Annotated in this window: 19 protein-coding genes; 6 read left to right on the top strand and 13 right to left on the bottom strand. The window is 43.1% G+C overall.

Going from position 1 to position 25,258, the window contains the following annotated elements; genetic code table 11:
* Window positions 1-101 precede the first annotated feature (101 nt).
* Both Q5H80_RS08305 and Q5H80_RS08300 read right to left on the bottom strand, forming a co-directional pair.
* A complete protein-coding gene (locus tag Q5H80_RS08305; RefSeq protein WP_012604238.1) occupies window positions 102-1,784 on the bottom strand; it encodes an aspartate:alanine antiporter in 1,683 nt (560 codons plus the stop codon).
* Window positions 1,785-2,031: 247 nt separating this feature from the next.
* Window positions 2,032-2,295 (bottom strand): GrxA family glutaredoxin, encoded by a 264-nt coding sequence (locus Q5H80_RS08300; protein ID WP_009847069.1) that lies wholly within the window; start codon window positions 2,293-2,295, stop codon window positions 2,032-2,034.
* A gap of 510 nt (window positions 2,296-2,805) precedes the next feature.
* On the opposite strand from Q5H80_RS08300, the gene Q5H80_RS08295 reads away from it, so the two are divergent.
* Complete coding sequence (locus Q5H80_RS08295; protein ID WP_304564374.1) at window positions 2,806-4,098, top strand: iron-containing alcohol dehydrogenase; 1,293 nt, start codon at window positions 2,806-2,808, stop codon at window positions 4,096-4,098.
* A 156-nt stretch (window positions 4,099-4,254) separates the two neighbouring features.
* On the opposite strand, the gene Q5H80_RS08290 is transcribed toward Q5H80_RS08295, so the two are convergent.
* From Q5H80_RS08290 to Q5H80_RS08270, 5 genes are all read right to left on the bottom strand, one after another.
* Window positions 4,255-5,109, bottom strand: coding sequence for a MurR/RpiR family transcriptional regulator (locus Q5H80_RS08290; protein WP_004734686.1), 855 nt, complete (start codon window positions 5,107-5,109; stop codon window positions 4,255-4,257).
* 358 nt (window positions 5,110-5,467) lie between these two features.
* Window positions 5,468-7,111 (bottom strand): pyridoxal-dependent aspartate 1-decarboxylase PanP, encoded by a 1,644-nt coding sequence (panP, locus tag Q5H80_RS08285; protein ID WP_304564320.1) that lies wholly within the window; start codon window positions 7,109-7,111, stop codon window positions 5,468-5,470.
* A gap of 118 nt (window positions 7,112-7,229) precedes the next feature.
* A complete protein-coding gene (locus Q5H80_RS08280; RefSeq protein ID WP_017101465.1) occupies window positions 7,230-7,757 on the bottom strand; it encodes a hypothetical protein in 528 nt (175 codons plus the stop codon).
* 174 nt (window positions 7,758-7,931) lie between these two features.
* A complete protein-coding gene (locus tag Q5H80_RS08275) occupies window positions 7,932-8,837 on the bottom strand; it encodes a lysine exporter LysO family protein (protein ID WP_304564315.1) in 906 nt (301 codons plus the stop codon).
* 54 nt (window positions 8,838-8,891) lie between these two features.
* Window positions 8,892-9,812, bottom strand: coding sequence for an HDOD domain-containing protein (locus Q5H80_RS08270; RefSeq protein ID WP_304564313.1), 921 nt, complete (start codon window positions 9,810-9,812; stop codon window positions 8,892-8,894).
* A gap of 355 nt (window positions 9,813-10,167) precedes the next feature.
* On the opposite strand from Q5H80_RS08270, the gene Q5H80_RS08265 reads away from it, so the two are divergent.
* Window positions 10,168-10,749, top strand: a complete 582-nt coding sequence (locus Q5H80_RS08265; protein WP_304564312.1) for a TfoX/Sxy family DNA transformation protein — start codon at window positions 10,168-10,170, stop codon at window positions 10,747-10,749.
* Between the two features lie 127 nt (window positions 10,750-10,876).
* On the opposite strand, the gene Q5H80_RS08260 is transcribed toward Q5H80_RS08265, so the two are convergent.
* The 3 genes from Q5H80_RS08260 to Q5H80_RS08250 all read right to left on the bottom strand — a co-directional run bounded on the left by Q5H80_RS08260 (window position 10,877) and on the right by Q5H80_RS08250 (window position 14,224).
* Window positions 10,877-11,431 (bottom strand): hypothetical protein, encoded by a 555-nt coding sequence (locus Q5H80_RS08260; RefSeq protein ID WP_304564309.1) that lies wholly within the window; start codon window positions 11,429-11,431, stop codon window positions 10,877-10,879.
* 359 nt (window positions 11,432-11,790) lie between these two features.
* On the bottom strand, window positions 11,791-12,288 hold the full coding sequence (locus Q5H80_RS08255; RefSeq protein WP_304564308.1) for a response regulator: 498 nt from the start codon (window positions 12,286-12,288) through the stop codon (window positions 11,791-11,793).
* Entirely contained in the window at window positions 12,281-14,224 is a 1,944-nt protein-coding gene (locus Q5H80_RS08250; RefSeq protein WP_304564306.1) for an ATP-binding protein, read from the bottom strand. The genes Q5H80_RS08255 and Q5H80_RS08250 overlap by 8 nt, the downstream gene beginning before the upstream one ends.
* Before the next feature lie 183 nt (window positions 14,225-14,407).
* On the opposite strand from Q5H80_RS08250, the gene Q5H80_RS08245 reads away from it, so the two are divergent.
* Complete coding sequence (locus Q5H80_RS08245) at window positions 14,408-15,670, top strand: DUF945 family protein (protein WP_304564305.1); 1,263 nt, start codon at window positions 14,408-14,410, stop codon at window positions 15,668-15,670.
* 163 nt (window positions 15,671-15,833) lie between these two features.
* The gene (gene serC, locus Q5H80_RS08240; RefSeq protein WP_304564303.1) at window positions 15,834-16,928 is read left to right on the top strand and encodes a 3-phosphoserine/phosphohydroxythreonine transaminase; all 1,095 of its coding nucleotides are present in this window, start codon (window positions 15,834-15,836) and stop codon (window positions 16,926-16,928) included.
* A gap of 86 nt (window positions 16,929-17,014) precedes the next feature.
* Here the strand turns inward: serC and Q5H80_RS08235 are convergent, their stop codons facing one another.
* Together Q5H80_RS08235 and Q5H80_RS08230 are read right to left on the bottom strand one after the other, a co-directional pair.
* Window positions 17,015-17,731: a 3'-5' exonuclease gene (locus tag Q5H80_RS08235; RefSeq protein WP_304564301.1), complete on the bottom strand. Its 717-nt coding sequence runs from the start codon at window positions 17,729-17,731 to the stop codon at window positions 17,015-17,017.
* A gap of 5 nt (window positions 17,732-17,736) precedes the next feature.
* Window positions 17,737-19,626 carry a DUF294 nucleotidyltransferase-like domain-containing protein gene (locus tag Q5H80_RS08230; protein WP_304564299.1) on the bottom strand — a complete coding sequence of 630 codons (1,890 nt, stop codon included), beginning with the start codon at window positions 19,624-19,626 and terminating at the stop codon, window positions 17,737-17,739.
* A 150-nt stretch (window positions 19,627-19,776) separates the two neighbouring features.
* Between Q5H80_RS08230 and Q5H80_RS08225 the strand changes: the two genes are divergently transcribed.
* Complete coding sequence (locus Q5H80_RS08225) at window positions 19,777-20,418, top strand: hypothetical protein (protein ID WP_304564298.1); 642 nt, start codon at window positions 19,777-19,779, stop codon at window positions 20,416-20,418.
* A gap of 112 nt (window positions 20,419-20,530) precedes the next feature.
* Here the strand turns inward: Q5H80_RS08225 and Q5H80_RS08220 are convergent, their stop codons facing one another.
* Window positions 20,531-21,721 (bottom strand): amino acid aminotransferase, encoded by a 1,191-nt coding sequence (locus tag Q5H80_RS08220; protein WP_304564295.1) that lies wholly within the window; start codon window positions 21,719-21,721, stop codon window positions 20,531-20,533.
* Window positions 21,722-21,982: 261 nt separating this feature from the next.
* On the opposite strand from Q5H80_RS08220, the gene Q5H80_RS08215 reads away from it, so the two are divergent.
* Complete coding sequence (locus Q5H80_RS08215; protein WP_304564293.1) at window positions 21,983-25,129, top strand: Ig-like domain-containing protein; 3,147 nt, start codon at window positions 21,983-21,985, stop codon at window positions 25,127-25,129.
* Window positions 25,130-25,258: the final 129 nt, after the last annotated feature.

The raw sequence follows: 25,258 nt of genomic DNA, 5'->3' as shown, positions 1-25,258 counted from the left end.
GTGGGATGAGAAAAGAGATTAAGTAATAAAAAATGCACTAACTCAAAGATGAATTAGTGCATTTAAAATATCTAATCTAAAGCGCTATAACGCTGAATAAACTAGCTGATGATAATGATAAAGGTACCCGCTAAGGTCATCAATATATTGGCTATCGCGTACGTACCTGCGTACCCCAGTGCTGGGATAGTTGAACGAGCGTGGTCGTTTACTATGTCCATTGCCGGAGCACAGGTTCGTGCGCCAATTATGGCTCCAAAAAGAAGAGCTCGGTTCATCTTCAGTGCGTAAGCGCCGACTAGGTAAGCGAAGAATACCGGCAGTACACTCACGATAAGTGCTATCCCGATAACTTGCGGACCCACTTGGGTCAAATGCTCAAATATCTTACCACCGGCGCTCAAGCCGATACCGACCATAAAGAACATCAAACCGAGATCTTTGACCATATTCAACGCCCCTTGAGGAACGTAACCGAAGGTAGGGTGGTTCGCTCGTAAGAATCCAAGCATGATGCCCGATAGAAGAAGACCAACTGCATTACCTAAACCAAATGAGACTTGGCCGAATGTCATGGTGATCAAACCAAACAAAATGCCCAGAATGAAGAAGCTACAGAAAGCCGTCAAATCGGCCATTTGGCTGTGAATCGAGATGAAACCAATTTTTTCTGCAAGGCCGTGAACACGGCTCTTTTCACCACTGACTTGTAGTACATCACCTTTAGAAAGTACGATGTTTAAATCCATCGGCATTTCAATTTGAGCTCTTACTACGCGGTTAAGGAAACAGCCGTATTCGGATAAGTTTAAGTCAGATAAACGCTTACCTGCGATGTTGTCACTTTTAACGACAATCTCTTCTTCAACGATTCGTAGATCGAGAAGGTTACGGTCAAAAACTTCTTTGCCGTTTCGGAAACTTGGATCAAGACGAGCGTGGCTGTCAGGGAAACCAACCAATGCGATTTCATCGCCTTCTTGCAGAATGGCATCGCCATCAGGGTGGGCAAGAATACCATTACGTCGAATACGCTCGATGTAGCAACCAGTTTGGCGATAGATGCCAAGTTCACGAAGGTTCTTGCCATCAGTCCAGGTAATTAGCTCTGGTCCCACACGATAAGCTCGGATAATGGGTAAATAAACCTTACGCTGGCCAGAGGTGCCTAGGCCGCGCTCTTGAGCTATTTGTTCTGCAGAGTCGTGTAGGTTTACTTTCTGAAGCTTTGGAATAAGGCGGGCAAACATAATCATACTGATTAAGCCGACTAAATAAGCCATCGCGTAGCCTACTGATAGGTTCTCTATGACTAGACCCAAGTCCATGTTTCTTGGTACTTCAGCTAAACCTGAATTGAGTGCATCTTGCGCACCAACCAATATCGGTGTTGCTGTTAGTGCTCCCGCCATCATGCCTGCGGAAAGTCCGAAACCAAGACCTAAATATTCGCTGCAAAAATAAGTAAGGGCTATGGCCGTGGAAAGTACAACGAGGCTAAGAATTAGGTAATGCTTACCGTCTCTGAAGAATATACCGAAGAAGTTGGGCCCGGCTTCAATACCTACACAGTAAATGAAGAGCATGAAACCAATCGTGAGAGCGTCGGCGTTAAAGGAAAAGCCAAGATGTCCCATGATAAGAGAAGTAATCAGAACACCGATTGAATTTCCTAGTTGGAGACTACCGAAACGAATTTTACCAATGGCGAGGCCAATAGATAACACAACAAAGATGAGAAGGATGGGGTTTTGTTTTAACAGCAAGACAACGTCGATATTCACAGTGATTGCTCAATAATTAGCGTGAAACACAGGATCAGTTTGAGGAATGAATTGTATCTAAATATAAATAAATTATAAGTGCTATTTTCAATTTTATTCGATATTGACCTTAATCTTACTCCGGTTGAAAAATTGTCATAAAAAAGCCCGCTACAATGAGCGGGCTCTATATCAATCATACAGTCTAACTATTTATTTATCAGCCGTTTAAGGCTTTAGCTTCGATTCTCGTATGAGAAATTCTAGATTAATCGAAAAGACCTAGATTTTCTTTTGCGTATGCTTCAAATTCTGTGCAGCCGCCAATGTGATCTTGGTCGATGAAGATTTGTGGCACTGTGTCTACAGGTTTACCAACGGTCTTCTCTAGGTCAGCTTTGCTGATGCCTTCAGCGTGGATATCAACATAACGGTAGTTGAAGTCATCGCGTTTAGCTTTAAGAGTTTCAGCATGCTCTTTTGCGCGAACACAGAATGGACAAGCAGGGCGACCAAAAATAACTACAAACATTTAATTTCTCCTAAATACGGGATGAGGCTCGTTAACTCATTTATGTTAACTATTCTTTTATGAATGCCACTCAAAATTTCTTAAAACCAACTATGCCTCAATGGCATGGGGAAATAAAGATGGAATTGCCTCTTAATACGATAGGTTTTGCCTATCAGCGCAAATATTAATCATAAAAGGGTAGAGTCTTGTTTACTGGCCACTGTCACCGTGAATTTCCCTCAGTATTAGTGTGTGAATTCCCCCTAAGATTGCGATTTTAGTCCATATTTAGTGCGACAACTTGCATCTTGTCAAAAAAATCAAACGCAGAACGAGGCATCCTTTATCTAGGTATGGAACCATATTCTGTAAGCAGTCTGATGTAACGATGTTTTAGTGTATTCGTATTTGGGATGCCGAGATTGTGTTGTAAATACGAAAATCAAATTTCAAATGTAAAATCCAAACATCAATTTTCTAAAAACCAAGAGTTCGCAGTTTTGTTCGGTCATAGGCGCAGGAGGCACCATGTTTCAATTTATGACATCTACAAAGATCATCTTTGGTGATGGAGCACTCTCCGCTTCATTGTCTCTCTTTAATCAATACGGTTACAGCGTACTATTGGTGACTGGCAATACATTAGAGCGCACCTCAATCGTCACTGACTATCTCGATGCACAGAGTATGCGCTATCAACACATAGCCGTTTCCGGTGAACCTAATATCAAAATGGTTGAGGAGGCTGCTATTTCTGCACGTCGATTTAAGCCAGACATGGTTGTCGCTATGGGGGGCGGTAGCGCCATCGATATGGGCAAAGCGTTAGCCGCGGTTTTACCTAATCAAGGTAATTTGTATGACTATGTTGAAGTCGTTGGGCGTAATGTCCCTCTTAAAACCAAACCGCTTCCGTTTATCGCGATTCCAACCACAGCGAGTACAGGTGCAGAAGTCACTAAAAATGCGGTGCTGAAATCAGGGCAAGACAAAGTGAAAATCAGCCTTAGAAGCCCAGATATGCTGGCTGACGTTGCGATTGTCGATCCAACCCTAACGCATGGAACTAATCTGTATTTATCTGGACGAGGTGCGATGGATGCCTTTACTCATCTGATGGAAGCCTACGTGTGTGGCGAACCGAACCCGTTAACCGATATGATCTGTGAAGAGGGGTTGCGTAAGTTGAGTGGTTCTATAGTGCAAGCCTGTATCTACGATGAGCCTCAAGCGCGTTCTGATCTCGCGTTTTCCTCTATGTTAGGGGGAATAGCGATAACTAACGCCAAACTTGGCGCTGCGCATGGTTTGGCTTCTGCGCTAGGGGGCAAAATCTCGGCTCCGCATAGTGTGATAGCTGCACGCTTGGCGCCATTTGTGATGTTAGAGAATATATCTGCCGCGAAGGAGCAGCAGAGATGTGACATCCTAGCGCGTTATCAGCGAATTTCTCAGATAGTGACAGGTAACGTAGAAGTAACAGAAGAAGATGCGATTTCTTGGTTGTCTGAAGTGTTGGATACGCTCAAGCTTCCAAGCTTACTGGAATTTGGTGTCTGTGAAGCCCAATTTGATGAGGTGTCTGCCGACGCGCTCAAGTCAGTGGCGATTAAAGGGAACCCTTTACCGCTGAACCAAGAACGGCTTATACATATTCTGAAGAAGGTTTGCGAGAAGTGCGGCTGTGTAGAAGGGCATCATGAGGGAGCTTCAATGAATCAAATTGATCAAGAACCTGCCGCCGAGTCGAGCTTTACCATTATTAATTCTTATGCGTCCGAGAACAGCGTGGTTGAGAAGGGCAACAGCTGGACTATCTGACGGTCTTCAATCTGCTCACGACATCACCAGACACAGTATAACCAATCACAGCATAAACCCATCACGGCCTAAACCCATTTCAATAGACAAATAAAAACGGAGCTCTAGGCTCCGTTTTTCAATTGAATTCGATTCTTAAGTTCATGTCTTAACAGATTAGAACTGAGAGTACTTTTCGTAACGTGAATCACGAAGTGATTCTTTTACTCGTTTCAGATTCTCTCGGAAGCCAGAACCACGACGAAGCGTAAAGCCTGTCGCTAACACATCGATAACTGTCATCTGAACAACACGACTTGCCATTGGCATGTAAACGTCAGTGTCTTCCGGTACATCCAATGAGATAGACAGAGAGCTCGCTTTATCTAGCGGAGAGTCTTTTGCTGTGATAGCGATAACTGTCGCGCCGTTTTCACGAGCTAAGTTCGCAATCTCTACTTGGCTTTTAGTGCGGCCAGTGTGAGAGATCAGAACAATAACATCGTTATCACTGCAGTTAATGCAACTCATGCGTTGCATTACGATGTCTTCGAAACAAGTGATTGGGATATTGAAACGAATGAATTTGTTTTGAGCATCTTTGGCTACAGCAGAAGAGGCACCCAGTCCGAAGAACGAAATGCGTTTTGCTTGAGTCAGTAAGTCAACCGCTCGGTTTACTTGCATCGCGTCTAAACTGTTTTTAGCAACATCTAGACAAGCCATAGTCGATTCAAAAATCTTATGCGTGTAAGCATCTGGACCGTCATCTTCTTCAACATTACGGTTCACGTAAGGTGTACCGTTCGCCAAGCTTTGAGCTAGGTGAAGTTTAAAGTCAGGGAAGCCCTTTGTGTCTAAACGACGACAGAAGCGGTTAACTGTAGGCTCACTCACGTCAGCCATTTTAGCTAAGGTAGCAATGCTAGAATGAATTGCAGTTTGAGGGGAAGCCATGATTACTTCGGCTACCTTACGCTCAGACTTGCTGAAATTTTCCAGGTTTTTTTGTATTTTTTCTAATGTATTCATAGTGTTCACAAGGGTATAGAGAACAACTTGCTAGTTAATATCTTTTACCAGGGGGATGGCTGAAGCAAATATCAGTAAACACAAAGCCAAATGTAGATTTGGTATCGTAAATACTGCTGCGTCAAATAGATATCAAGCTAACTAGCACCATAGAGTCAGTATAAACCCAACATACTATTTACTAATACAAAAACAGGGCATGAATGCTTAAGAATATGACAAACCTCAACAAAATTTTAGAAAACTACAGGATTGGATGAGGATTTGAGCAAAAAGAATGCAAATTGAGTATGAACTGACAGCTAAGTTACATCAAAAAGAAAGAAATTTTCAATTTGATGCAACTAAAATTGAATGGCTATGCGTTAATTTGCGTAACCAGTTTGGTGATTTTACTCATCAAGTTAGGTGCTAGTTTAGAGATTTCACGCTGTTCTTCAAGCACTGAAGAGAGAATATCATTGCCCGTCAGTGGATTTGCTAATACTACACGGAAAACGATGATTGGCTGATGCGCCCATATTTCGGGGTTTAAGCGCGTTCGCGATACGAAAGACTTACCCGTTTCACGCTGCTTCTTCTGAATAAACTTGGTCAGTTCATTCAGTAGTTCATTCAGTTCAACACGTTCAGATGATTTAGCCTTGAGTAGCGCCGCTTTGACTGATTCAGGCACATAGCGATAGGTCAGTAGGCAAAGCTCAGGCTCTGAAACCAGTTCGAAGTCGTTTTGATCTTTAATCAAGTCGGCAAAGTAGCGCGCTTTATTGATGCTCTGGTCGATCAGCAGTTCATACCCAGGGCGACTGATGATGTGCATTGAGGCATAGACTAACATTGCCATACCTGAACGAGAGCCTTCTAACGTATGGCTGCCTAAGTCTTTTGAGCCTCTACGAAGGATGTATTGAGCATGATGTTCGATTGCGGTCATCGCATCTGGCTTCTTAAACAAAACCATGCCAGCACCCATAGGGATATAGAGCTGTTTATGCGCATCAATCGTGACTGAATCAGCCAATTCAATACCATCAAGTAGGTGACGATGGTTGTTCGACATTAGAGTCGCACCTCCCCAAGCGGCATCAACATGGAAATGACAATCGGATTCAGCACACACCTCTGCAATGTCTCTTAGAGGGTCGATATTACCGGTTTCGGTTGTACCCGCCACACCAATGACAGCGAAAGGCTTTATCTTGTTCTGCTTGAGCTGTTCAATCTTGAGTCTTAGATCGTCCGTACAAATGCGGTTGTCGTTATCCGTTTTAACAGATACTAGACCTTCTTGACCAATACCAAGGACATCCGCGGCTTTTTTCAGTGAGTAGTGACCACGTTCAGATACTAAGATGGCTAGCCCTTCGTAGTCGTAGTGCTTCATGGCTTTAAACAAGCCTTCTTTTTCCACACCTTTGAATGAACCTTGTGCTTTTAGTGCGTTGTTACGTGCAACCCAAAGCGCTGTTATGTTCGCGATGGTACCGCCAGAACAAAACGCACCTAAAGAGTGGTTGGCACTGTGCATCCAGCGAGAATAAAACTGGTCGCTATCCTGATAAATCAGGCGATGTAACATACCCAGAACTTGGCGTTCTAGAGGAGTGAAAGCTTTTGATGTTTCGATTTTTACTAGATTCTGATTTAGCGCAATCATGATTTTAGAAAGCGGCATCAGGAAATAGGGTAGCGCAGACGTCATGTGACCAATAAAACTTGGCGACGACGTATGTACAGAATGAGACACAAGAGAATCGAGGAGATGCTCGGTATGTTCTGAAACAAACTCAGGTTGCTCTGGGATGTGAGCATTTGAAAAATCTTTCTCAATTTCACGCAACGGCTTTTCTTCAGCCACAATGTGTTCACGTAAGAATTGATTCAGGTTTCTTGAAAGTTTGTCTTCAATTTGAGTGAGTGTTGAATCTGGGCCTTCGGGTACTGTAAAGATACGTAGAAGACTGTCGAAGCTAACATCTGCTGTTTTTTGTTCCGTAACCATAGCAAGCGAGTTATTTTTCTTATATTGACGCGAGCGGGATAATCTAAACGAAAACGGGAACAATGTCCCGTCTTAATTATGAAATCCAACTTCCCATAAAAGCATAGTAAGTTAAGGGTTATTTACACTTAATCGCTTCTAGTTTGGCAATTGACTGGTTGTAGCGTTGCAGCGCCGTATCGATTTGCTTAGGGTGGCTAAGCAGTTCTGCAAACGCTGAACGTAGCTCGTAGTTTTGAGCATGAGGTGTTGATTGGCGGTCGTCGAACGTAGTTTTTGCGATTTTACCAAGCTCATCATCACGTGTTGATAACGTCTTAATGTCGTGTTGTTCTAATTGCAGCCAGCCTTCTACCGGTTGCTCTGTTGCCACTTTGCTTGAATCGTTCACAAGGTAGTAGTTTACGGCAGCGCGATTAAGCTCGAAGTGGTGCTTACGACCTTCTAGGAACCACTCACTTACTTCTGTCAATTCTGGGTATTGCTCAGAAGTTAATGTAGCGAGGTCAGCATACCAACCTAAAGAGGCGTCGATGTACGCATCATATTTTTTTGCTTGGCACTGGTTTGTCTCAGACATTGAATCTGCTGCAAAAGAGAAAGTAGAAGTTGAAGCTAGCAGTAATGCGACGCAAAGGCGTTTCATAGCGGTTCCTTTTGTAAGTTCGTTCTTTTTATAACGTTGTCGTTACAGATTACCGTGATCATTATTTGTTGAGCAATGACACTTAGTGTCTTTTTATTTCGGTAACTGTATCGGAGTCTTGGGCATCGGTATTCGAGTTGCATTCTAATCTAAAACAAACGCTATTCCTGCGATCTAGTTAGCAAGAGATACAAAGAACAACATCAAAATCGGGACAAGCAAGCTGAGGATAAAGCCACTGACTATGGCGACAGGCACACACCGAACGCCACCTGTGGTTTGAATGACAGGTAATGTGAAATCCATAGCTGTTGCGCCTGCATAACCAATCGATGTGCATGGGTAGCTCCGGATCAGGACAGGAATAAGTACCAAAGCAACTAACTCTCTTAACAGCTCAAGCATGAAAGAAGCGCCGCCATAAACAGGACCAAAGGCGTCGCCCATCAAGATACCGGCTAAAGAGTACCAGCCAAACCCTGAAGACATTGCCAAGGCTTTGAACAAAGGGATATCAAGGACATAAGCCGCAATAATACCACCAAGCATTGAGGTGGTGATGATTGCGATTGCGATTACCATACCGTGCTTGTTGAGTAAGATTTGACGAAGTGTTAGTCCGCTATTGCGTAACTGAATGCCAATAAAGAACAGTAGAACAAACAGAATCCATTCACTCGCGGTATCAACCCAATCAAGTCCAATAGGCAGAACTAAACCCGCAATAAGGCCGGAACCGACCACTAAGATGAGTTTAGCAGACTCCATCGCCATAGAAGACAGGGGGAGTTTCTTATTACAGCTGTCTGTCTGGAGTGGCAGTAACTTATCAATCGCGGGCAGCGCCATTAGGTTACAAACGCTTAAGCAGACAAAGAAAGTGGCGGTGTATAGAAGAATTGTCTGCAGGTTACTGCCTAGGTTATCGAGGGCGGCTAAGCTTAGTCCCATTAACGCGAGAATCACGTAGATCAACCGCGAAGTAGAGCGGTTGATAAATTCTAGTGTCTGAGCGTTCGAAATTGAAAAAAGATACCCCACGACGAGTGGCGCAAATATAAAGATCATCCCTGTAAACATGCTTTCCCCATTGCATCGACTTCATATTGCATTTACTAGCAATTTAACAGTAACTTAGAAGCCGCTAGTATTGATCACGTCACTTAGCTTTGCATTAAAATCCTGTTTGCTCAAGTTGCTTAATTTATAAAGCACTTCTGCTCCTGTCACGTTAAGCTCTACTTCGTGCTCATCAATGTTGTCATTCTTGTTTCTAAACATCAGTAGGTGGTTAGCTATTCGCGCAATATCAAGGTAAGACACCTCGCGCTCTTCGTGATTATTAATGGTGTTACTGCACACATCGATAAAATCGCTGTCGAAACCCCAGCGTCTGAGAACTAACTTACTTGTTGCCGAACATTGGCCTTGGAATATTTGCAGTGCGATGTCGTGATCTAAGTAGTTCCCGTTGTCTAGATAGAGGTGGTATTCGCTGACCAAACAGAACAAGCCAATGTCTGCAAGCAACCCAACAAGTAGTGACTTTTCATGCTCTAGATAACGGTATTCGGTAGGGGATAGCTCTTTAAATAGGTTCGTGACCAGTACCATCGTTGCGGCGAGTTCTTTTGATACAGAAGCGCTCTGAACCAATAGCTCGTTACACTCTTTACTCAAATTGACGGAATGTTTAAGTTGCTCAATAGCCTGGGCCGTGACAATGTCACGCACTCTCAATATACCAAGACGCGATACGGCCGTCATAACATCGACACAAGTGATATTGCGTCTGTTGAAGACAACTGAGTTAGCAACTCGGATCACGATTGCTGTCAGCCCTGGGTCTTCAAGTAAGCACTCGGCAACTTCGGCGACGCCTGTTGGTTCAAGAGTACAAAGCTTTTGAATTTTAAGTACAACCTCAGGAATCGGAGGAAGAGTTATTTTTCCCGCTGAGATGGAATGTCCAACAAGTTGGGCAAACTCGGATTCTAGGCCCTTAAGGAGAAGAGCTTTATTTTGTGGTAGCCAGAAAAATGATAAATGATTCATATTAAGAGTAAGAACATGTATGTCGTACCATTTTACAAGCCGCGATGCTGCGAGGCAATACTCATCGAACTACATAAGCTTTGATAACTTGAACGGGAGTATCACTAAGAATTAAATTCTTGGCGTGATTTGATAGTTTAATGTGATATAAATCATTAAAAGCAAGGATATTCAACTGATTGATGTGAACTGCGCCCTGACTTATTTTTCTTTTCGAAGTATCATTTATTTCGAAGGTGACAAACGAAACCATAATATTCACCTAAACATTAAATAGATTTAAAATTTTTCGCATAAAAAGCTGCTTGTCTGGCGATCAACCTAATCGGGGTAATTTGATTAAGGATCAACGGATATGACCGAGACAGCATTTATTAATTACGTGAATCAATTTGGTGAACATCAAAAGCGCTCTATGTTTGGAGGTATTGGCCTCTTTCAAAATGACGCTATGTTCGCTTTGTTGAGTGAAGATTGTGTATTCATTCGAGGTGGGAAGTTATTAGATAAAAAGCTGACGGGACTTGATTGTGAAAAGTATCGTCATGTAAAAAAGCAGACTACAGCAACCGTGAATTACTACGATATCACGGATCTGTTTACATCAGAACATCCTGAATTGGATAGTATTATTCGTACTTCAATCGATAATTCAGTTCAGCAACGTAGCTTCAAAAAATCATCAGCGAGCCGTAGATTAAGGGATCTGCCTAACATGCAACTTACATTAGAACGCATGGTTAAAAAGGCGGGAGTGGATGATGTTTCAATGTTTATGCAGTTGGGGGCATCTGAAGTGTTTAATAAGGTTCGTAAAGCGTACGGAAACGACGTTGATCTGAAGCTACTTTGGAAGTTTGCAGGTGCAATTGATGGTATTCACTGGAAACTATTACAAGAGCCACGCAAGCAGCAATTATTAAAGAGCTGCCACTAAAGATATTTCCCTTATATGCATAAGATTACTGTTTATATATAAAAAACCGAGGGATTTCCTCGGTTTTTTTGTTTCTATCTAGCCCGTCTTAAAGGCTAAGCCCTTATTAAGAGCTTTCTCGTTTTACTTAAAGCTTGAAACGAGTCGTGAACATTAACTGATCACCGTAGAAATCATTGATACGAACTTCTGCACCTAGAGAGAATAGTTCTGTAGAGTGGAAACGAACGTAAGCAGAACCGATCCAATCATCTTTATCATCGATAGAAACGTAACCGCCTTTGCCTCCAACTTCTAGTTGTGGGCCAAGCCATTGACGGACACCAACGTTGAATTCCATACCAATATCAGGAGAGCTTTTCGCTGCTGGTTGAACTATACGAGCTAGCATTTCACCCGTTAGATCTGCCCAGTTGTTAATTGGAGCGTGGAAACCAAGACCGACAGCAGAGTCGTAATCGCCTTCAAATTCTGAATCGATACGCGCTACTGCGTGAGCATTTGGGTGGATTGACTTACTGAACGCACCACCAAATGTAATTGGGCTCGCACCGATACGAGCGTCAAAGTAATCGTAGCTAAAGTTGCTCATTACTTGTGCTTGTTCATTTGATTGTCCATCGACAGCTAGTGCTTGGCTAGAAGCCAATAGCATAGCGGTAGTAAGTAGAATTTTGCGCATAACGACCGTAAACCTTTATTAGTGTTGATCCCTTTGGTTTGATAAAAAACAGCCAAACCATAAACATTGAGACAGTTTAATCTAACTCACGGAAAAATAACCCATAAAAATGCTAATCATTTGTCATTTAGCTAAAAAATAAGCAAGTAAAGTACTGCTCTGTTACAGAGATCTCATGTTTTAGGGTTATTTTACAAAATTTAGTATCCATTCACTCGTTATTGATAACTATTAGATACACTCAATTTACTCGCTGTTATGCAAAATACACTTCGTGCAAAGATGCAATCGCGACTATCTGATCGCTATTCGTCATCTAATAGCTAATCATCATCTAATCACTATTTACTAACCTATCGCTATTCACCGAAACTAGTTCGCTTGTCCGACATTGATGTCAGTATGCGCTGAGTATCTAAAATGGAAGTCCAGTTTAACAACTGCTTGTCGTTTGCAATGACATAGTCTGTCAGTTGTTGAGTTATTGTGTCTCTAAGTTGATCGCCTTGCCAAGGTTTTGAAATATAAAAATCAAGCGCCGCGTTGTTAATTGCTGTGACTGTATCTTCAAGCCCGGCTTGCCCGGTGAGCAGCAGCTTGCGTGTTGGCTTTGTAGAATCGTGCTGGTTAAGTTCGATAAGAAAATCGATACCCGTTTTGTCAGGCATGATGTGGTCACACAATATTAAGGCGAGCTTAATACCTTCTTGTCCCATTTCTTTAATGACTTGCTTAGCTTCATCGACCGATTCGGCTCCTTCAACAATAAAGTTGTCTTCAAATGGTGCTAAATCTTGAAGGACACTGTTGAGAACCTCTGGCTCGTCATCGACACATAAAATTAGGTACTTATTCATGAGGTGCTCCTTCTTGTTTGAATGGAAGCCACACTTGCATGTGTGTATGGCTGCCTACCTCAGACTCCACCAAAATAAAACCTTGATGAGCCGAAACGATTTGTTGAGAAATGGATAACCCAATCCCTAAACCGAAGTTGCCTTCTTTTTTGGTCGTGAAGTTTGGGTTGAAAATAGTGTTGATGTCTTCTTTGGCGATACCGTGTCCAGTGTCCGATACTTGCACCACAAGAAACGTGTCGTCGCCTTTTGTTTGTTGAGAAGTGGTGATGGACACCTTCCCTCGTTCAGAAAGGGCATCGAGCGCATTGGAAATAAGATTGGTCCACACCTGTTGCAGCGAGAGTGACTGGCACAATAAAGGCGGCAAGTCGGTGTCGTAATGCTTTTCGAGTTGGTGATGTTTGAGCCTGTTTTCAAAGATCACTAAGGTATCTTCAAGCCCTTCGTGGATATCTGTGTAGTGGCGAACTTCTTCATCTTCTCTAGCATAGCTTTTTAGGCTTTTTACCATATCGGCAATACGCTTGCTGCACACTTGAATTGAGCGAATAGAGTTTCCAACATAGTGGTAATGTTCTAAGTCATTGAGTAGCTCTTTGCCTGCGACAGGGGACTCTTTTAATGTGTCTAGAACCGTAGAGTCTTGACTTAGGTTAAGTCTCACGGCTTTTTTTGCTAAAGCACGGTCATCAATAGTTGAGGTGAGATGCTTTACGAGCTGTCTTTCTTGAGCCGTCGACAGTGGCTTAGCTAACTTTGAATGTGCAAGTACCTCAGTCCCTTTATTGGACTCTGGAGCGGATAGGTTTGCAAATATCTGGTCGAGATGTTCTGACAGAGTTTCGATGCTTCTTAATATGGCTGCAATCGGGTTATTTAGCTCATGTGCGACTCCCGCGACAAGCTGCCCGAGCATCGCCATTTTCTCTTTCTCGATCAGTTGTTGATGTGCAGACTCTAATGATTCTAGTGTTTGTTGAAGCTTAATCTTATTGGTGATGCTTCTTTGTAAGCGTCGGTTAAAGTGACGGAGCAATAGATTGGTAAATAGAGGCAACAGTGTATTGTTTGAATGCATTACCTGAGCAAAGCTATCTTTATCCAGTTTGATGACTCGTGTTTGCGTTAGGGTTATCGCGGTTGAGAACGAAGGTTCACCTGTCACAAACGACATCCCTCCGACAATGTTGCCCTTAGAGTGTCGCACCACTTCCCGCTGTTGCCCCAACTCATCTTTTTTATAGAGAGCGGCTTCACCCTCAATAATCAGCCATAAAAAGCGATTGTCTTCACCTTCTACAGTGAGCAGATGTTCGGGTGAGTAGTCTCGAATGGCCTTGGTTTTGTCATCTTTTGAAAACACATCTTGTAATGCACTGACGACACGCTCTGCAAGGGCATTGTCAGAAAGCTGGTGGTAGTCGTGAATGAAACCCGATTGAAAAGATTGAATCTTTTGCTCGATGTGTGCTCTGAATAAGCGCTGTTGATCCAACGCGTCGCTGTAAGATAACAGGTTTTCCGAGTCGTATTGAATAACAAAAGAGGTCAGCTCTTTTTGCGCCGATTTGAATAGAACTTGATCTTGAACCGGTTTGGTTAGGCAGTGATTGAGCCGGCCTTCATTCACCGCGGTCAGAATGGATTGAATGTCTGACGAAGCGCTGACTAATATCGTTCTTGCGGTATTACTATGGGGCAGCTGTTCAAGTTCAATAAGAAATTGCACACCATTAAATTCAGAGTGATGATGCGTGATCACCAAAGCAACGGTTTGGTGGTGATCATGGATATCCTCTAATGCGTGATGCGCGTCTTCTATGTTCTCGGCAGTATAAATATCGAATACAGAAGCTAGCGGAGCGAGCTCCGTGCGTAGTCTTTCAATGCTAACCGGATTATTGTCCAAACAGATAACAGCGTATTGATTCACAGCTCAACCTTAGTAGTAGCGACGCTTCTAGCCTAGCAAGAACCGCTGAATAAGGATGAGAGCTAGCCGTTAATTTATTGAGGCAATCGAAGTATCGAGCAATAGGCTGATTTAACTCAATGTTTCTTGTTTGCTACTGATGGGTTAGACTAAAAAAAACAGACTAGTGTAGAAAGAGAACTCATGGAACAGTTAAGAAAAATTGGTGCAATTGGTGGAGCAATCTCATTGGCACTTTGTTGGCCGCTAGCGGTTGGACAAATTGGACAAAATGCCATTACCGATGGCGTTGCAAAGCTTAACAATTCAAGCATTCAAGCTGAGATCGTGGAGTACGATAGAGGCTACCTGTCTTCTAATGTAACCACTCGCCTAACTGTGACCGATGAAAACCTGAAAGAACAACTCGCGATTGATGGGCTACCGAGTGAGTTTGTCATCAATAGTGCGGTTAGCCATGGTTTGGTGAGCCTAAATGCATTGTCGAGATTTGAGAACACTGATATTTTACCTCTAACTCTAACGACTAGCACCGAGTTAAACGGCAACACTGATTTCAATTTCGAGTTAAGCCAGTTCAATCATCAAGGTTCTGATGAGAATGGTACTTCGGTATCGATCACTAAATCGAACCTTTCTGGCCATGCGACTGTTTTAGGGCAAGTTGATTACGAGCTTTCAGTCCCTTCAGTTCAAATTGATTTTGAAACTGGTGAAGAGGTGACGCTGTCTAATCTGAAAGGTGTGGGCTCAGGCCAACAAGCGAAAGGCTACTGGTTAGGTACTCAGAATTTTACTATCGATAGCTTCTTGGTTTCAGACTCTGCAATGCAGCCTTTCATGACCATTGAAAACTCTAAGTACGATTTTGAATCACATCTAGATGAAGCAACTAAGCGTCTGCGCAGCAACCTTAAGCTGGATATCGCAAACATTGAGACCAGTGAAGGTCAGTTGAACAACTTAAACGTCGATTTTGAAATGTCGAAATTGGATAGTGAATCGTTTGAGAAAATCTTCGAGATTTACCAATCTAATCCAGTAATGACGCAAGAAGACGTTGCAGAGATCATTCCATTTATCGATATCCTGTTTGCTAAAGGTTTCGACCTTTCAATGAAAAATATGTCGTTAGAACTAGGTAAGGGGCAGTTCGAATCTAAGTGGTTGGTGAGCGTACCGGAAGGGACAGAAAACATCAGCAGCAACCCTTCGATGATTATGCCTGCATTAACGGGCAACGTTCACTCTAGCTTCTCAAATGAGCTTGTTGAAGAGTACCCATTCATCCGTGAAGGTATTGATGAATTGCTTGTGATGGAAATGATCAAGGAAACAGAAAGTGGTTATGAAATCAGCGCTGATTTAGAAAATGGAAACCTAGTGTTCGAAAATGGACAAGAAATTCCATTAATCGCTCTACTTATGCCGGTTTTTGTTCAATAAACAGAACAGGCTTGAATACTGATAGGGTGATTTAGCAGGTTAAGCTTAAACATTTTATACGGTACAAAACAAAAGAGGTCTTAAGACCTCTTTTGTTGTTTTTATGTTGGGTAAAACATGGTATTACTTGCATAGTTATTATTTAGCAGGAGCAATCATCCCCATGGAACTTACATTAGATAACGTATTCAACTTCAGTGCTGGTCCAGCGGCACTGCCTAAACCGGTAATGAAACAAGCGCAAGCGGACTTTATTGATTGGAATGGTTTAGGGACTTCCGTGATGGAAATCAGCCATCGCAGCAAGGAATTTATTCAAGTTGCTGACGAGTCCGAACAGGACTTACGTGATCTTCTGAACATCCCAGAAAACTACAAAGTTCTTTTCTGTCAGGGGGGCGCTCGTGCTCAATTCGCTGCTGTTCCTTTAAATCTTTTAGGTGACGCGACGAAAGCGACTTACATCGATGCGGGCTACTGGGCAGAAAGTGCAGTGACTGAAGCGAGCAAATATTGCGAAATCGATGTATTCAACGCGAAGACGTCAATTGATGGCAAAGCGGCGGTTGTTCCGGCTAAAGATTGGAAAATCGACCCAGAAGCTGCGTATGTACACTTTTGTCCAAACGAAACCATCGACGGCATCGAAATTAATGAGCTTCCTCAAACGGATAAGCCAATCGTAGCGGATATGTCATCTAACATTCTGTCTCGTAAGATCGATGTGTCTCAGTACGGTGTTATCTACGCTGGCGCTCAAAAGAATATCGGCCCGGCTGGTATCTGCATTGCTATCGTGCGTGATGACCTGCTCGAACTTGCTAACGATGTTCTGCCAAGTATTCTTAACTACAAAGTACTTGCTGAAAAAGACTCAATGTTCAACACACCACCAACGTACGCTTGGTACCTATCAGGCCTTGTATTCAAGTGGCTGAAAGCTCAAGGTGGCGTTGAAGCTATGGAATTAGTGAACAAAGAGAAAGCTGAGCTGCTTTATAATGCGATTGATAGCTCTGCTTTCTACAAAAACGATGTCCACACTGAAAACCGTTCAAGAATGAACGTGCCATTCCAATTAGCGAAACCAGAGCTAGACGCTAAGTTTTTAGAGTTGGCTGATGCTGCTGGTTTGAAATCACTAAAAGGCCACAGAGCGGTAGGTGGGATGCGAGCTTCACTTTACAACGCAATGTCTTTGGAAGGTGTGCAAGTATTAGTCAACTTCATGAAAGACTTTGAAGAGAAATACGCTTAATCAGTGAGCTCGACGTTCACTAATAAAAAGAGGAGTTTTCGGCTCCTCTTTTTTATGAATACCCCATTAAATAGTGTCCAATCTAGCTATAACCAGAAATCTTTAACAGGCATATCAGGGCTGAAATGGTGCGCAATCTGTGCTTGCAGAAGCTCCGCTGTCGCAATCGCATCAGTTAACGCATGATGCGGCGTGTAGTCGGGCAAGTGGTATCTACGACGGCTCTGACCAAGCCTCACTGAAGCTGGTTTTTTACCTTTTAGCTTATTCCATAGGCCGCCGGCCAGTTTGTTTTGGATTTGAGATTCAATCTCGAGCGTGTCGAGTACTGGAAACTCAATCCCTTCACCTAACCTGACCTTCAACGCGTTATCCAAGAAATCACGTTCGATACGACGATAGTGAACCACTGGGATATGTCCTGCCATTGACTCTAAGATCTCGCCCAGCACTTCGCTAAGATCTGGCGCATCAATGATGTCATTGTGAGTGATGCCATGAATCACGACAGACTCTTCTTCCAACTTCTGTTTTGGTCTTAGCGTCCAGTGTTTGGCTTGTCGCAAGTAGATGCGATTGAGCGTGAATGGCACTAGACCAATAGTAATGATGCCGTCTTTGTTTGGGTTTAACCCCGTGGTTTCAAAGTCGACAGCCAAGAAAGTCACTTCTGAAAGCGGCGTGTCAGGGGCAGGAAGAGGCTGGCTATAAAAGTGTTTTAAGCGGTCGTCACGAGCGCGCTCGAGCTTCTGAGCAAACTTAAACGGCCAATCGACCGCAGGTGATCTGAATAGTTTGTTCATAGGCCCTACTTAAACTTATTGCTGGCTTGATAACGAAACTTAAGGAAGTTCTGCGCATTACTTAATATTTGGAATGCATCCTTTAGATTACGTCGCTCGAAGTCAGAAAGGTTCTCTGGTTCGATGTTGTTATCCGGTTCGATGTTGTTGTCGACATCGTGTGCTTGGTGGCGAATACGAACTAAGGAGATAAACTCCATGGCGTCTTTCAAATCCTGCGCTCTGCCTTTGGGCAAAATACCTGCATCGATAATATCGTCCAAACGCTCAAATGAATTCTTCGAACGAGAAGCTACAGCTAACGAGTGAACACGAATCAAGTCTGCGAGTGGTGCGGTGCCGCGACGTTTGAGGTTGATCGAGTTGTTGTGGCGGCCATCTTTCTCCATTACGAAATCTTTGAAGAAGCCCAGGGGCGGTGTTCGGTTGAGTGCATTACGAGCAAGACACGCCAAGAAACGGTTGTTCTTACGTGCACGTCTTACAATAAAACTATTTAACTGTTCTGCCCATTTTAAGCGGCCATAAACGCCATCTAAATCAAAGAAGATGGAGGCGTTCAGTAGTGCTTTCGGGTTTGGATCATCAATCCAATCAGCGAAGCATTCTTCCCATTCTCGACGTGTCATACGCCAAGTTGGGTTAGTGGCCATGATGTCACCGGTACAGTACACATAGCCACATTGGTCTAAGCCATCACAAATGAAGGTCGACAGCTCTTCAAAGTACTTACCGTGCTTTTTCTCATCGTAGGTATCGTCAAGAATAATTGCGTTATCTTGGTCAGTAACGAGCAGCTGCTCATCACGCCCCATCGAGCCGAGAGCGAGGAAACAATAAGGGATGGGTGCTTTACCTAGCCTATCTTCGGCTAGTTCAATAATTCGTTGTTTAAAGCTACGGCCAATTACCGACATTGCGGTACCCACCATGTGTGCGTTGGCGTCTTCGTTAACCAAGCGCACAAAGCTGTCTTTGACTTGTTCAGAAAGTACTTTTAGGTCTTCGATACTTTGTTGCTGGAAGATGCTGCTTACCAATAACAGCGAGTTTTGAGATTCGTAACGTACGATATCAGTCGCTTCGATAATACCAATAGGCTTTTTATCTTTTAGTACTGGTAGGTGGTGCACGTTGTAGCGAAGCATGGTCATCATGGCTTCGTAGACATAGGCATTATGATCGAGTGAGATAACCTCTGCTGTCATTACACTTGATACTTCATCCGACGGATCGAGTCCTTCTGCTAAAACTCGGGTACACAGATCACGGTCGGTAATGATGCCAATAACGGGCGTCGAATCGTCTTCATCATCTTCGACAATGTCCGGGTCGATGATCAGCAAAGATGAAACATTATCTTGTGCCATCATGGTAGCAGCTTGTTGGATGGTTCGTGTTTTTTCGATCATTGGCGCTTCGCTAGTCAGCAGCGTCTTTACCTTTGACGTGGTTAGATCGTTAGCGTCGTTGCTGTCTGAGTTAGCCTGACGCAGTCGCGCATTATCTTCTACTTCGACAAAGTCAGCGAATGAATCATAGTTGTCGTAGAGTTCTTGGAAAATAGGTTCAGGGATACAGTAGAGTAGGGTGTCTTCTGTTGCTTTTACCGGGAAGCGAACTTTATTGTTGGTGAGTAGCCCCATTTGGCCAAATAAGTGTCCCTCATCCAGCCGGTTATAGAGCTCACCTTTACGACGATAGACTTCTACTTCACCGCTTCGAACAATGTAAAGGTCGTTAATCTGATCACCAAAGTGAATGATAGGGGTATCTTGGCGGTAATAAGAAATTTCGACGCTACTGGTCACTTTCGCCAACATCTCCTCTGGGAGTTCTGTGAAAGGGGGGTATTGTGCCAGAAAGTTTTGAATCTCTAATAACTCAGCATCCATAATGATCATCCATTGGTTTGTATGATTTCATGGTACAACATTTGATAATATTTTGCCGTCACAAATCAATCTGTGAGCTAAAACCTTTTTAAAGTCTTAGGGATAGACTAATCTTTCAATTAATAGAGTGGCAGTTAAAGGATGATAGGAATGCTGAAGTGGAAACTTGGTTTAGTGTCTGCAGTTTTTATGTTTTCTCCAAGTTCGTGGGCCGAGACCCACAGTGTGGATATTCTGGATTATGACCATATATACGCCACTGTTCATTCGGGAAGTTTGAATGAAGATGCTGGCAGCAATAATAATGCATCCTCGTATGGATTAGGTGTCAGTTATGCAATGACGGATGATTGGCTGTTGTTGGGCGACTACAGTGCACGTTTTATTCATCCAGATGACTCAACAACTCGAATGGATACCCTTATGCCGGGCATTGGATACCGTTACAGTATTAAGCGAGATCTAGACATCGTGGCTTACTACCTGCTTGGTATCACTAAGGGGGAAGTCGAAGATAATGGAACGAATATTACTCGCTCGTCAGATACGGAGTTGATCCAAGGGATAAAAGCGGAGCTCAACTATGGCTTTGCGAAACGTTGGATTGCTAATGGCAGTGTACAAGTGAATCGCAGTGACTTGTTTGACGAGGAAGTCTACCACCTAGGTTTACACTATTTAGTGACCAACAAATTTGCGATTGGTGCTTCTTATCAACACCGAGATGGCAAAGGTAAGATTCGTAGCGAACGTACAAATGAACTGGGTGTGGAGTTTGTCCTAGAGTATTAGCTAACGATATAGAGGCTCAGTGCGTTAACGATTCATACATCAATATCAGAAAAAAAGCCAGCTTAATCGCTGGCTTTCATGTATTTATCGGTCTACAAATTGGGCTTTGCGATTAAAGAACCGCAGCAATACCTTTACATAGAGGACCCATGTTTGACTTAGTCATGCCTGCTACGCTGATACGGCCAGAGCCAACAATGTAGATAGCAAATTCGTCTTTCAGGCGAGTTACTTGCTCTTTGCTTAGGCCAGAGAAAGAGAACATACCATTTTGGCGTTCGATGAATGTGAAGTCTGCATCAACGCCTTCAGATTTCAGTGTTGCTACGAATAGCTCACGCATCTCTTGGATACGGTCACGCATTTCTGCCACTTCCGCTTCCCATTCAGCACGTAGGTCAGCATCGCCAAGGATGTGAGTGACTACAGCACTGCCGTGCGCTGGTGGGTTCGAGTAGATAGAGCGAATGATGCTCTTAACTTGAGAAAACGCTGTTGTTGCTACGTCTGCTGATTCAGCAACCAGAGTGAACGCACCTACACGCTCGTTGTACAAACCGAAGTTCTTAGAGAATGAGCTTGCCACTAGGATCTCTTTGTTGTATTTAGCAAAAACACGCAGGCCAGCCGCATCTTCTTCAACGCCTTTTGCAAAACCTTGATAAGCAAAATCGAATAGAGGAAGTAGTTTCTTCTCAGCAACCAGTTTAGCCAGTACTTCCCACTCGTCAGCGGTTGGGTCGATACCTGTTGGGTTATGGCAGCAGCCGTGAAGAAGAACGATATCGCCTTCAGAAGCTTTCTCTAGGTCAGCAACCATGCCAGCGAAGTCTTTGTCTTTTGTTTCAGCGTTGTAGTAGCTGTATTGAGCAGTCTCGATACCTGCAGCAGCGAAAACACCGTTGTGGTTAGCCCAAGTTGGGTTACTTATCCAGATTTTAACGTCACCCAATTGGCGCTTGATGAATTCACCCGCTACGCGAAGTGCACCCGTACCACCTGGAGCTTGTGCTGTTTTAGCGCGTTGAGATGTTACGATCTCTGCGTCTGCACCAAAAAGAAGTTTCTGAACGGCTAGCCCGTATTCAGCGGTACCTTCAATCGTTAGGTAAGATTTGGTTTTTTCGTTTTCAAGAAGTGCAGCTTCTGCTTTCTTTACTGTTTTAAGTACCGGTGTTTGACCATCTTCATTTTTGTAGATGCCAACACCAAGGTTAATTTTCTCTTCACGAGAGTCTTTTTTAAATTCTTCAGTAAGGCCGAGAATAGGATCGGCGGGAGCTGCTAACACTTTTTCAAACATAATCTTCATCCATGTCAATTGAGAGGGAGGTAATAATAACTCCGGTATTTATACCTTTCATATAAGGTTGTTACAACTCAAAACCTAGAATTTATTAAAACGATTTATAACTAACAGCTTCGAAAATTTGATTTAAGGAATTTTTCGGCATTTCCATTTGGAACGACTGTGCGTCGATGCGGTTTTGTTTAACGTAATTCATTGCTAACAATGTTGTTTTTGTTCATGTTTAGGGCGGTAAACATGAAGGAACTCTTTAGAATGAAGAAAACACTGAGTCTGTTTTTCGTGGCTTTAGCAGTGGTCACTGCTGGGGGCTGTAAAGATAGCAAAAATGAAGGCCATAAACCTATGGTCTATAAGCCAACGAAAGCATCACCGTCAGAGCTTTCTGTTGAAATTATTGTTAATGGAAAAAAGCGTACGTTAGAGCTAAATCGTTACTCTATTCGAGAACCCGATATGAAAGTATATCTATGGGATCATCGTATTAACGGGAACGCACCTTCGAGCACTATTAAGACTCCAGACATTCGTGTTTACCGAGGTGTAGATACCAGTGATGACAATACACAAGTTATTGCGGCTCTTACCACTAAAAATAAATTATATGTAACCGCTTTTCGTGGCAGTCATCGAGTGTGGGCTATTAAGGATGCGGCGGTTATTGGGGGGAAAACGGCAGGATCTATCCAACCGTTAAAGGCTAGTTTTTCGTCAGTTTCTTCCCAAAGTAGCTTGTTAGATGGAGTCCAGAAGTCGATTAAGGCAATAGACGAAACGCCGGATAACCCCGTTTCGGGCTTAGATAACTTGTTACCTGCGAATATGGCAGATATTAAATTGAACAAGATCAACACTTCGGTTCAAGTTAGCTATCAAACCTTTATGGACCAAGCCGGTGGTAATTTAGATGATGCGATGGTTCTGGTCGATTACTACATAAACTTGGTTGATTATGTATTTAGTCGTGATGCGTTAATTCGATTCTCTGTCAATGATGTGCTTATAGAGACATGGGGATATTTAGATGACCATTATCAACAGTGTATAAAAAGTAGTACTCATGCTCGCTGTGAAGCTTGGGGCTACCAAAGTGAGAATATCCCAATTAAAGATGCAACACGACGTTGGTGGGATGATAGAAGAAAAGCACGATCTTGGGATTTGCGTCACCGGATGATCGATCTTAAAGGCAATGGGGTATTAGGTGTAAATTGGGGCTCTTATGTTCGCTCTATGGCACAAATGGTGCGAGCTGATGGCGTTGCTTTACATGAAACGTCACATTATTTAGGTACAGGTCATCACACGGGAGGCGAGGAGGAAACCTCACAAGGTGGTGAAGCTCATGTTGGGGATATTGGTTTCGTTGGTTACAAAAACCGAGTGGCTAGGCGAACACTTGTAGGTCCTGCTGATTACCCGCTACCACCGTCGGCTAAAATTGATCACTTTGGTGTGTTACGTGATACACCAAAAACATTAGATGTATTGAAAAATGACTTTGATGCTAATGGGGATTCTATATCAATAGCTCAAGTAGATTCACTTACTGTTCAAGGCGGTAAAGTCAGTATCGCTGGAGATAAGTTGAGCTACACACCACCGAAAGGGTTTGTGGGTGAAGACTCATTCTTTTATCAAATCACCGACTCAACTAAGCATCATGGAAAACAGTTATACGATCGTGAAGAAGTTCACTTAAAAGTAACAAGCTCTGGCTTGTACGCAAGATTTGGATTTGAAAGCTCAATTGATGATTTTTGGATTCCTAACGAGCAAACTGGTTTGCCAAGCCAACTTCATGTTAGCCGTGATTGGCGATCAGGGAAGGACGTTTGGGCTGATTACTCAAAATCGGTAACTAATGATTCCTATGGGAAGACATTAACGTTAGGCGCTCATGAAGCGGTTGCGTCAATTAAGAGCAAATACGATGTGCCGGAGTCGTTTAAATACCATACTCACTACGGTCATGCATTTGATCTCGGTGATGATAGTTTCACCGTTTCATTGAAAGTGAAAGTTGGAACTCTGCTTCCTCATGATATTAACTTGTTTAACCGAGGTATGGAAAGGGAAGGATATCATTTACGACTGCTTAAGGATGGAAAGCTTAAGTGGTACATGAAATCTCGTCAGTTTTCTACGTATAAAGGTGGCACAGACTACCGTGTTATTTCGATGATAACGGAATCACTGCTATCAGCAGATAGTGCTTGGCATACCGTAGCAGTACGTGTTGACCGAGCAACAAATAAAGCAAGTTTGTGGATTGATGGGGTTAAACAGCAGCTAGTCGATGAAGCACAAAATGAGGTTAACCTTCCTAAAGGTTATGCTGGACTATGGGGGGGGGGTAGCCGAAGAGCGTCAAGTATTAGCCAAGGTCTAACTATTGGACAAGCATGGTGGGATACCGATGAGTTACATAAGCAAGAGCTGCAGAAAAGCCAGAGTCGTTACTTACGTATAGATGATGTGGAGTTAAGGTCATTTGCATTAACTGACGATCAGATTAAACAACTGACTAGCAATAGTTACGTGTACCCTTATGCGCCACGCCCATACAACGGCGAAGATGTGGCGTTTTCTGGAAATAAAACATTAACTTGGAAATTGTCTAAGTCATCAGCATACAAATTGATGATCAGTCGTGATGGTAAATCTTGGTCTACTGGAAAAACTGGTAATGGTATTTCAGGTACGCATACAGTAGCGTTAAATGCGAACGATAAAGCACTTTATTGGCGTGTCGACGCCAATGGTTCGGTTGGTGAAGTGTGGTCAGTTCGAAACAATCTAGTTAATGGCCGTCAAGAAGTTGCATTCAGTCACTCTGAAATTAGTAACGGTGCCGCTATACCTGACTGTGAAGTCAAATCAGGTGTAACCTGCTTATTTGGTTGGCCAGCAACGCAAAATAGTTATAACGACCTATATGGTAATACTTGGACAATTGACAACGGTGGGACTACTAACTGGGAAGGTCATATATACTTAGGTGGCAAACAAAAAACGTTGAGCTTACAAGTGGATAGTCCTGCTGGTAAGTGGTCTGGTGTACGTTTCAGAGCAGCTGCGGCAGGCAAAGGTTGGACCGGTGCGGACGATTACCCATCAGGTACATTGAAACTATATGCTAACGGAAAGGAAGTTTGGAAAGCCTATAATATAGGCGACGAAGTATGGACTAAAGCTGGTACAGAGTGGACATCACTGCCTTCTATTGGTACTTATTCTGTCAGTGTGCCTCGTAAAATAAAATCCCGTTTGTATGGTGTTCACTTTGTTGAGCTACCTACGAATGTTACACAGCTCAAATGGGAGTATGAAAGCTCACGTTTGGATAGCAAAGGCATGACCCCCGGAGCCGTTATCGGCGGCGTACAACTAATAAGGTAACACTGTCATTTATTAAATTTGAATAGCCCAGCGTATTAGTACGCTGGGCTTTTTTATCTGCTTAGTTTAATCAGTGTCTCTTTGGAAAGGCTGTACGTTGGCGTTGTTTTGTTCAACGTAATTCATTGC

The organism is Vibrio sp. SNU_ST1 (assembly GCF_030563405.1).
Taxonomy (GTDB): domain Bacteria; phylum Pseudomonadota; class Gammaproteobacteria; order Enterobacterales; family Vibrionaceae; genus Vibrio.
This window is presented reverse-complemented; position numbering and strand designations above follow the sequence as displayed.

Coding starts and splice junctions, on each gene's coding strand:
- Q5H80_RS08280 (WP_017101465.1), bottom strand. CDS start 7,757: ATGAAACGCCTTTGCGTCGCATTACTGCTAGCTTCAACTTCTACTTTC.
- Q5H80_RS08265 (WP_304564312.1), top strand. CDS start 10,168: ATGACCGAGACAGCATTTATTAATTACGTGAATCAATTTGGTGAACAT.
- Q5H80_RS08255 (WP_304564308.1), bottom strand. CDS start 12,288: ATGAATAAGTACCTAATTTTATGTGTCGATGACGAGCCAGAGGTTCTC.
- Q5H80_RS08220 (WP_304564295.1), bottom strand. CDS start 21,721: ATGTTTGAAAAAGTGTTAGCAGCTCCCGCCGATCCTATTCTCGGCCTT.
- Q5H80_RS08245 (WP_304564305.1), top strand. CDS start 14,408: ATGGAACAGTTAAGAAAAATTGGTGCAATTGGTGGAGCAATCTCATTG.
- Q5H80_RS08235 (WP_304564301.1), bottom strand. CDS start 17,731: ATGAACAAACTATTCAGATCACCTGCGGTCGATTGGCCGTTTAAGTTT.
- Q5H80_RS08230 (WP_304564299.1), bottom strand. CDS start 19,626: ATGGATGCTGAGTTATTAGAGATTCAAAACTTTCTGGCACAATACCCC.
- Q5H80_RS08215 (WP_304564293.1), top strand. CDS start 21,983: ATGAAGAAAACACTGAGTCTGTTTTTCGTGGCTTTAGCAGTGGTCACT.
- Q5H80_RS08300 (WP_009847069.1), bottom strand. CDS start 2,295: ATGTTTGTAGTTATTTTTGGTCGCCCTGCTTGTCCATTCTGTGTTCGC.
- panP (WP_304564320.1), bottom strand. CDS start 7,111: ATGGTTACGGAACAAAAAACAGCAGATGTTAGCTTCGACAGTCTTCTA.
- Q5H80_RS08275 (WP_304564315.1), bottom strand. CDS start 8,837: ATGTTTACAGGGATGATCTTTATATTTGCGCCACTCGTCGTGGGGTAT.
- Q5H80_RS08270 (WP_304564313.1), bottom strand. CDS start 9,812: ATGAATCATTTATCATTTTTCTGGCTACCACAAAATAAAGCTCTTCTC.
- Q5H80_RS08260 (WP_304564309.1), bottom strand. CDS start 11,431: ATGCGCAAAATTCTACTTACTACCGCTATGCTATTGGCTTCTAGCCAA.
- Q5H80_RS08290 (WP_004734686.1), bottom strand. CDS start 5,109: ATGAATACATTAGAAAAAATACAAAAAAACCTGGAAAATTTCAGCAAG.
- Q5H80_RS08295 (WP_304564374.1), top strand. CDS start 2,806: ATGTTTCAATTTATGACATCTACAAAGATCATCTTTGGTGATGGAGCA.
- Q5H80_RS08225 (WP_304564298.1), top strand. CDS start 19,777: ATGCTGAAGTGGAAACTTGGTTTAGTGTCTGCAGTTTTTATGTTTTCT.
- serC (WP_304564303.1), top strand. CDS start 15,834: ATGGAACTTACATTAGATAACGTATTCAACTTCAGTGCTGGTCCAGCG.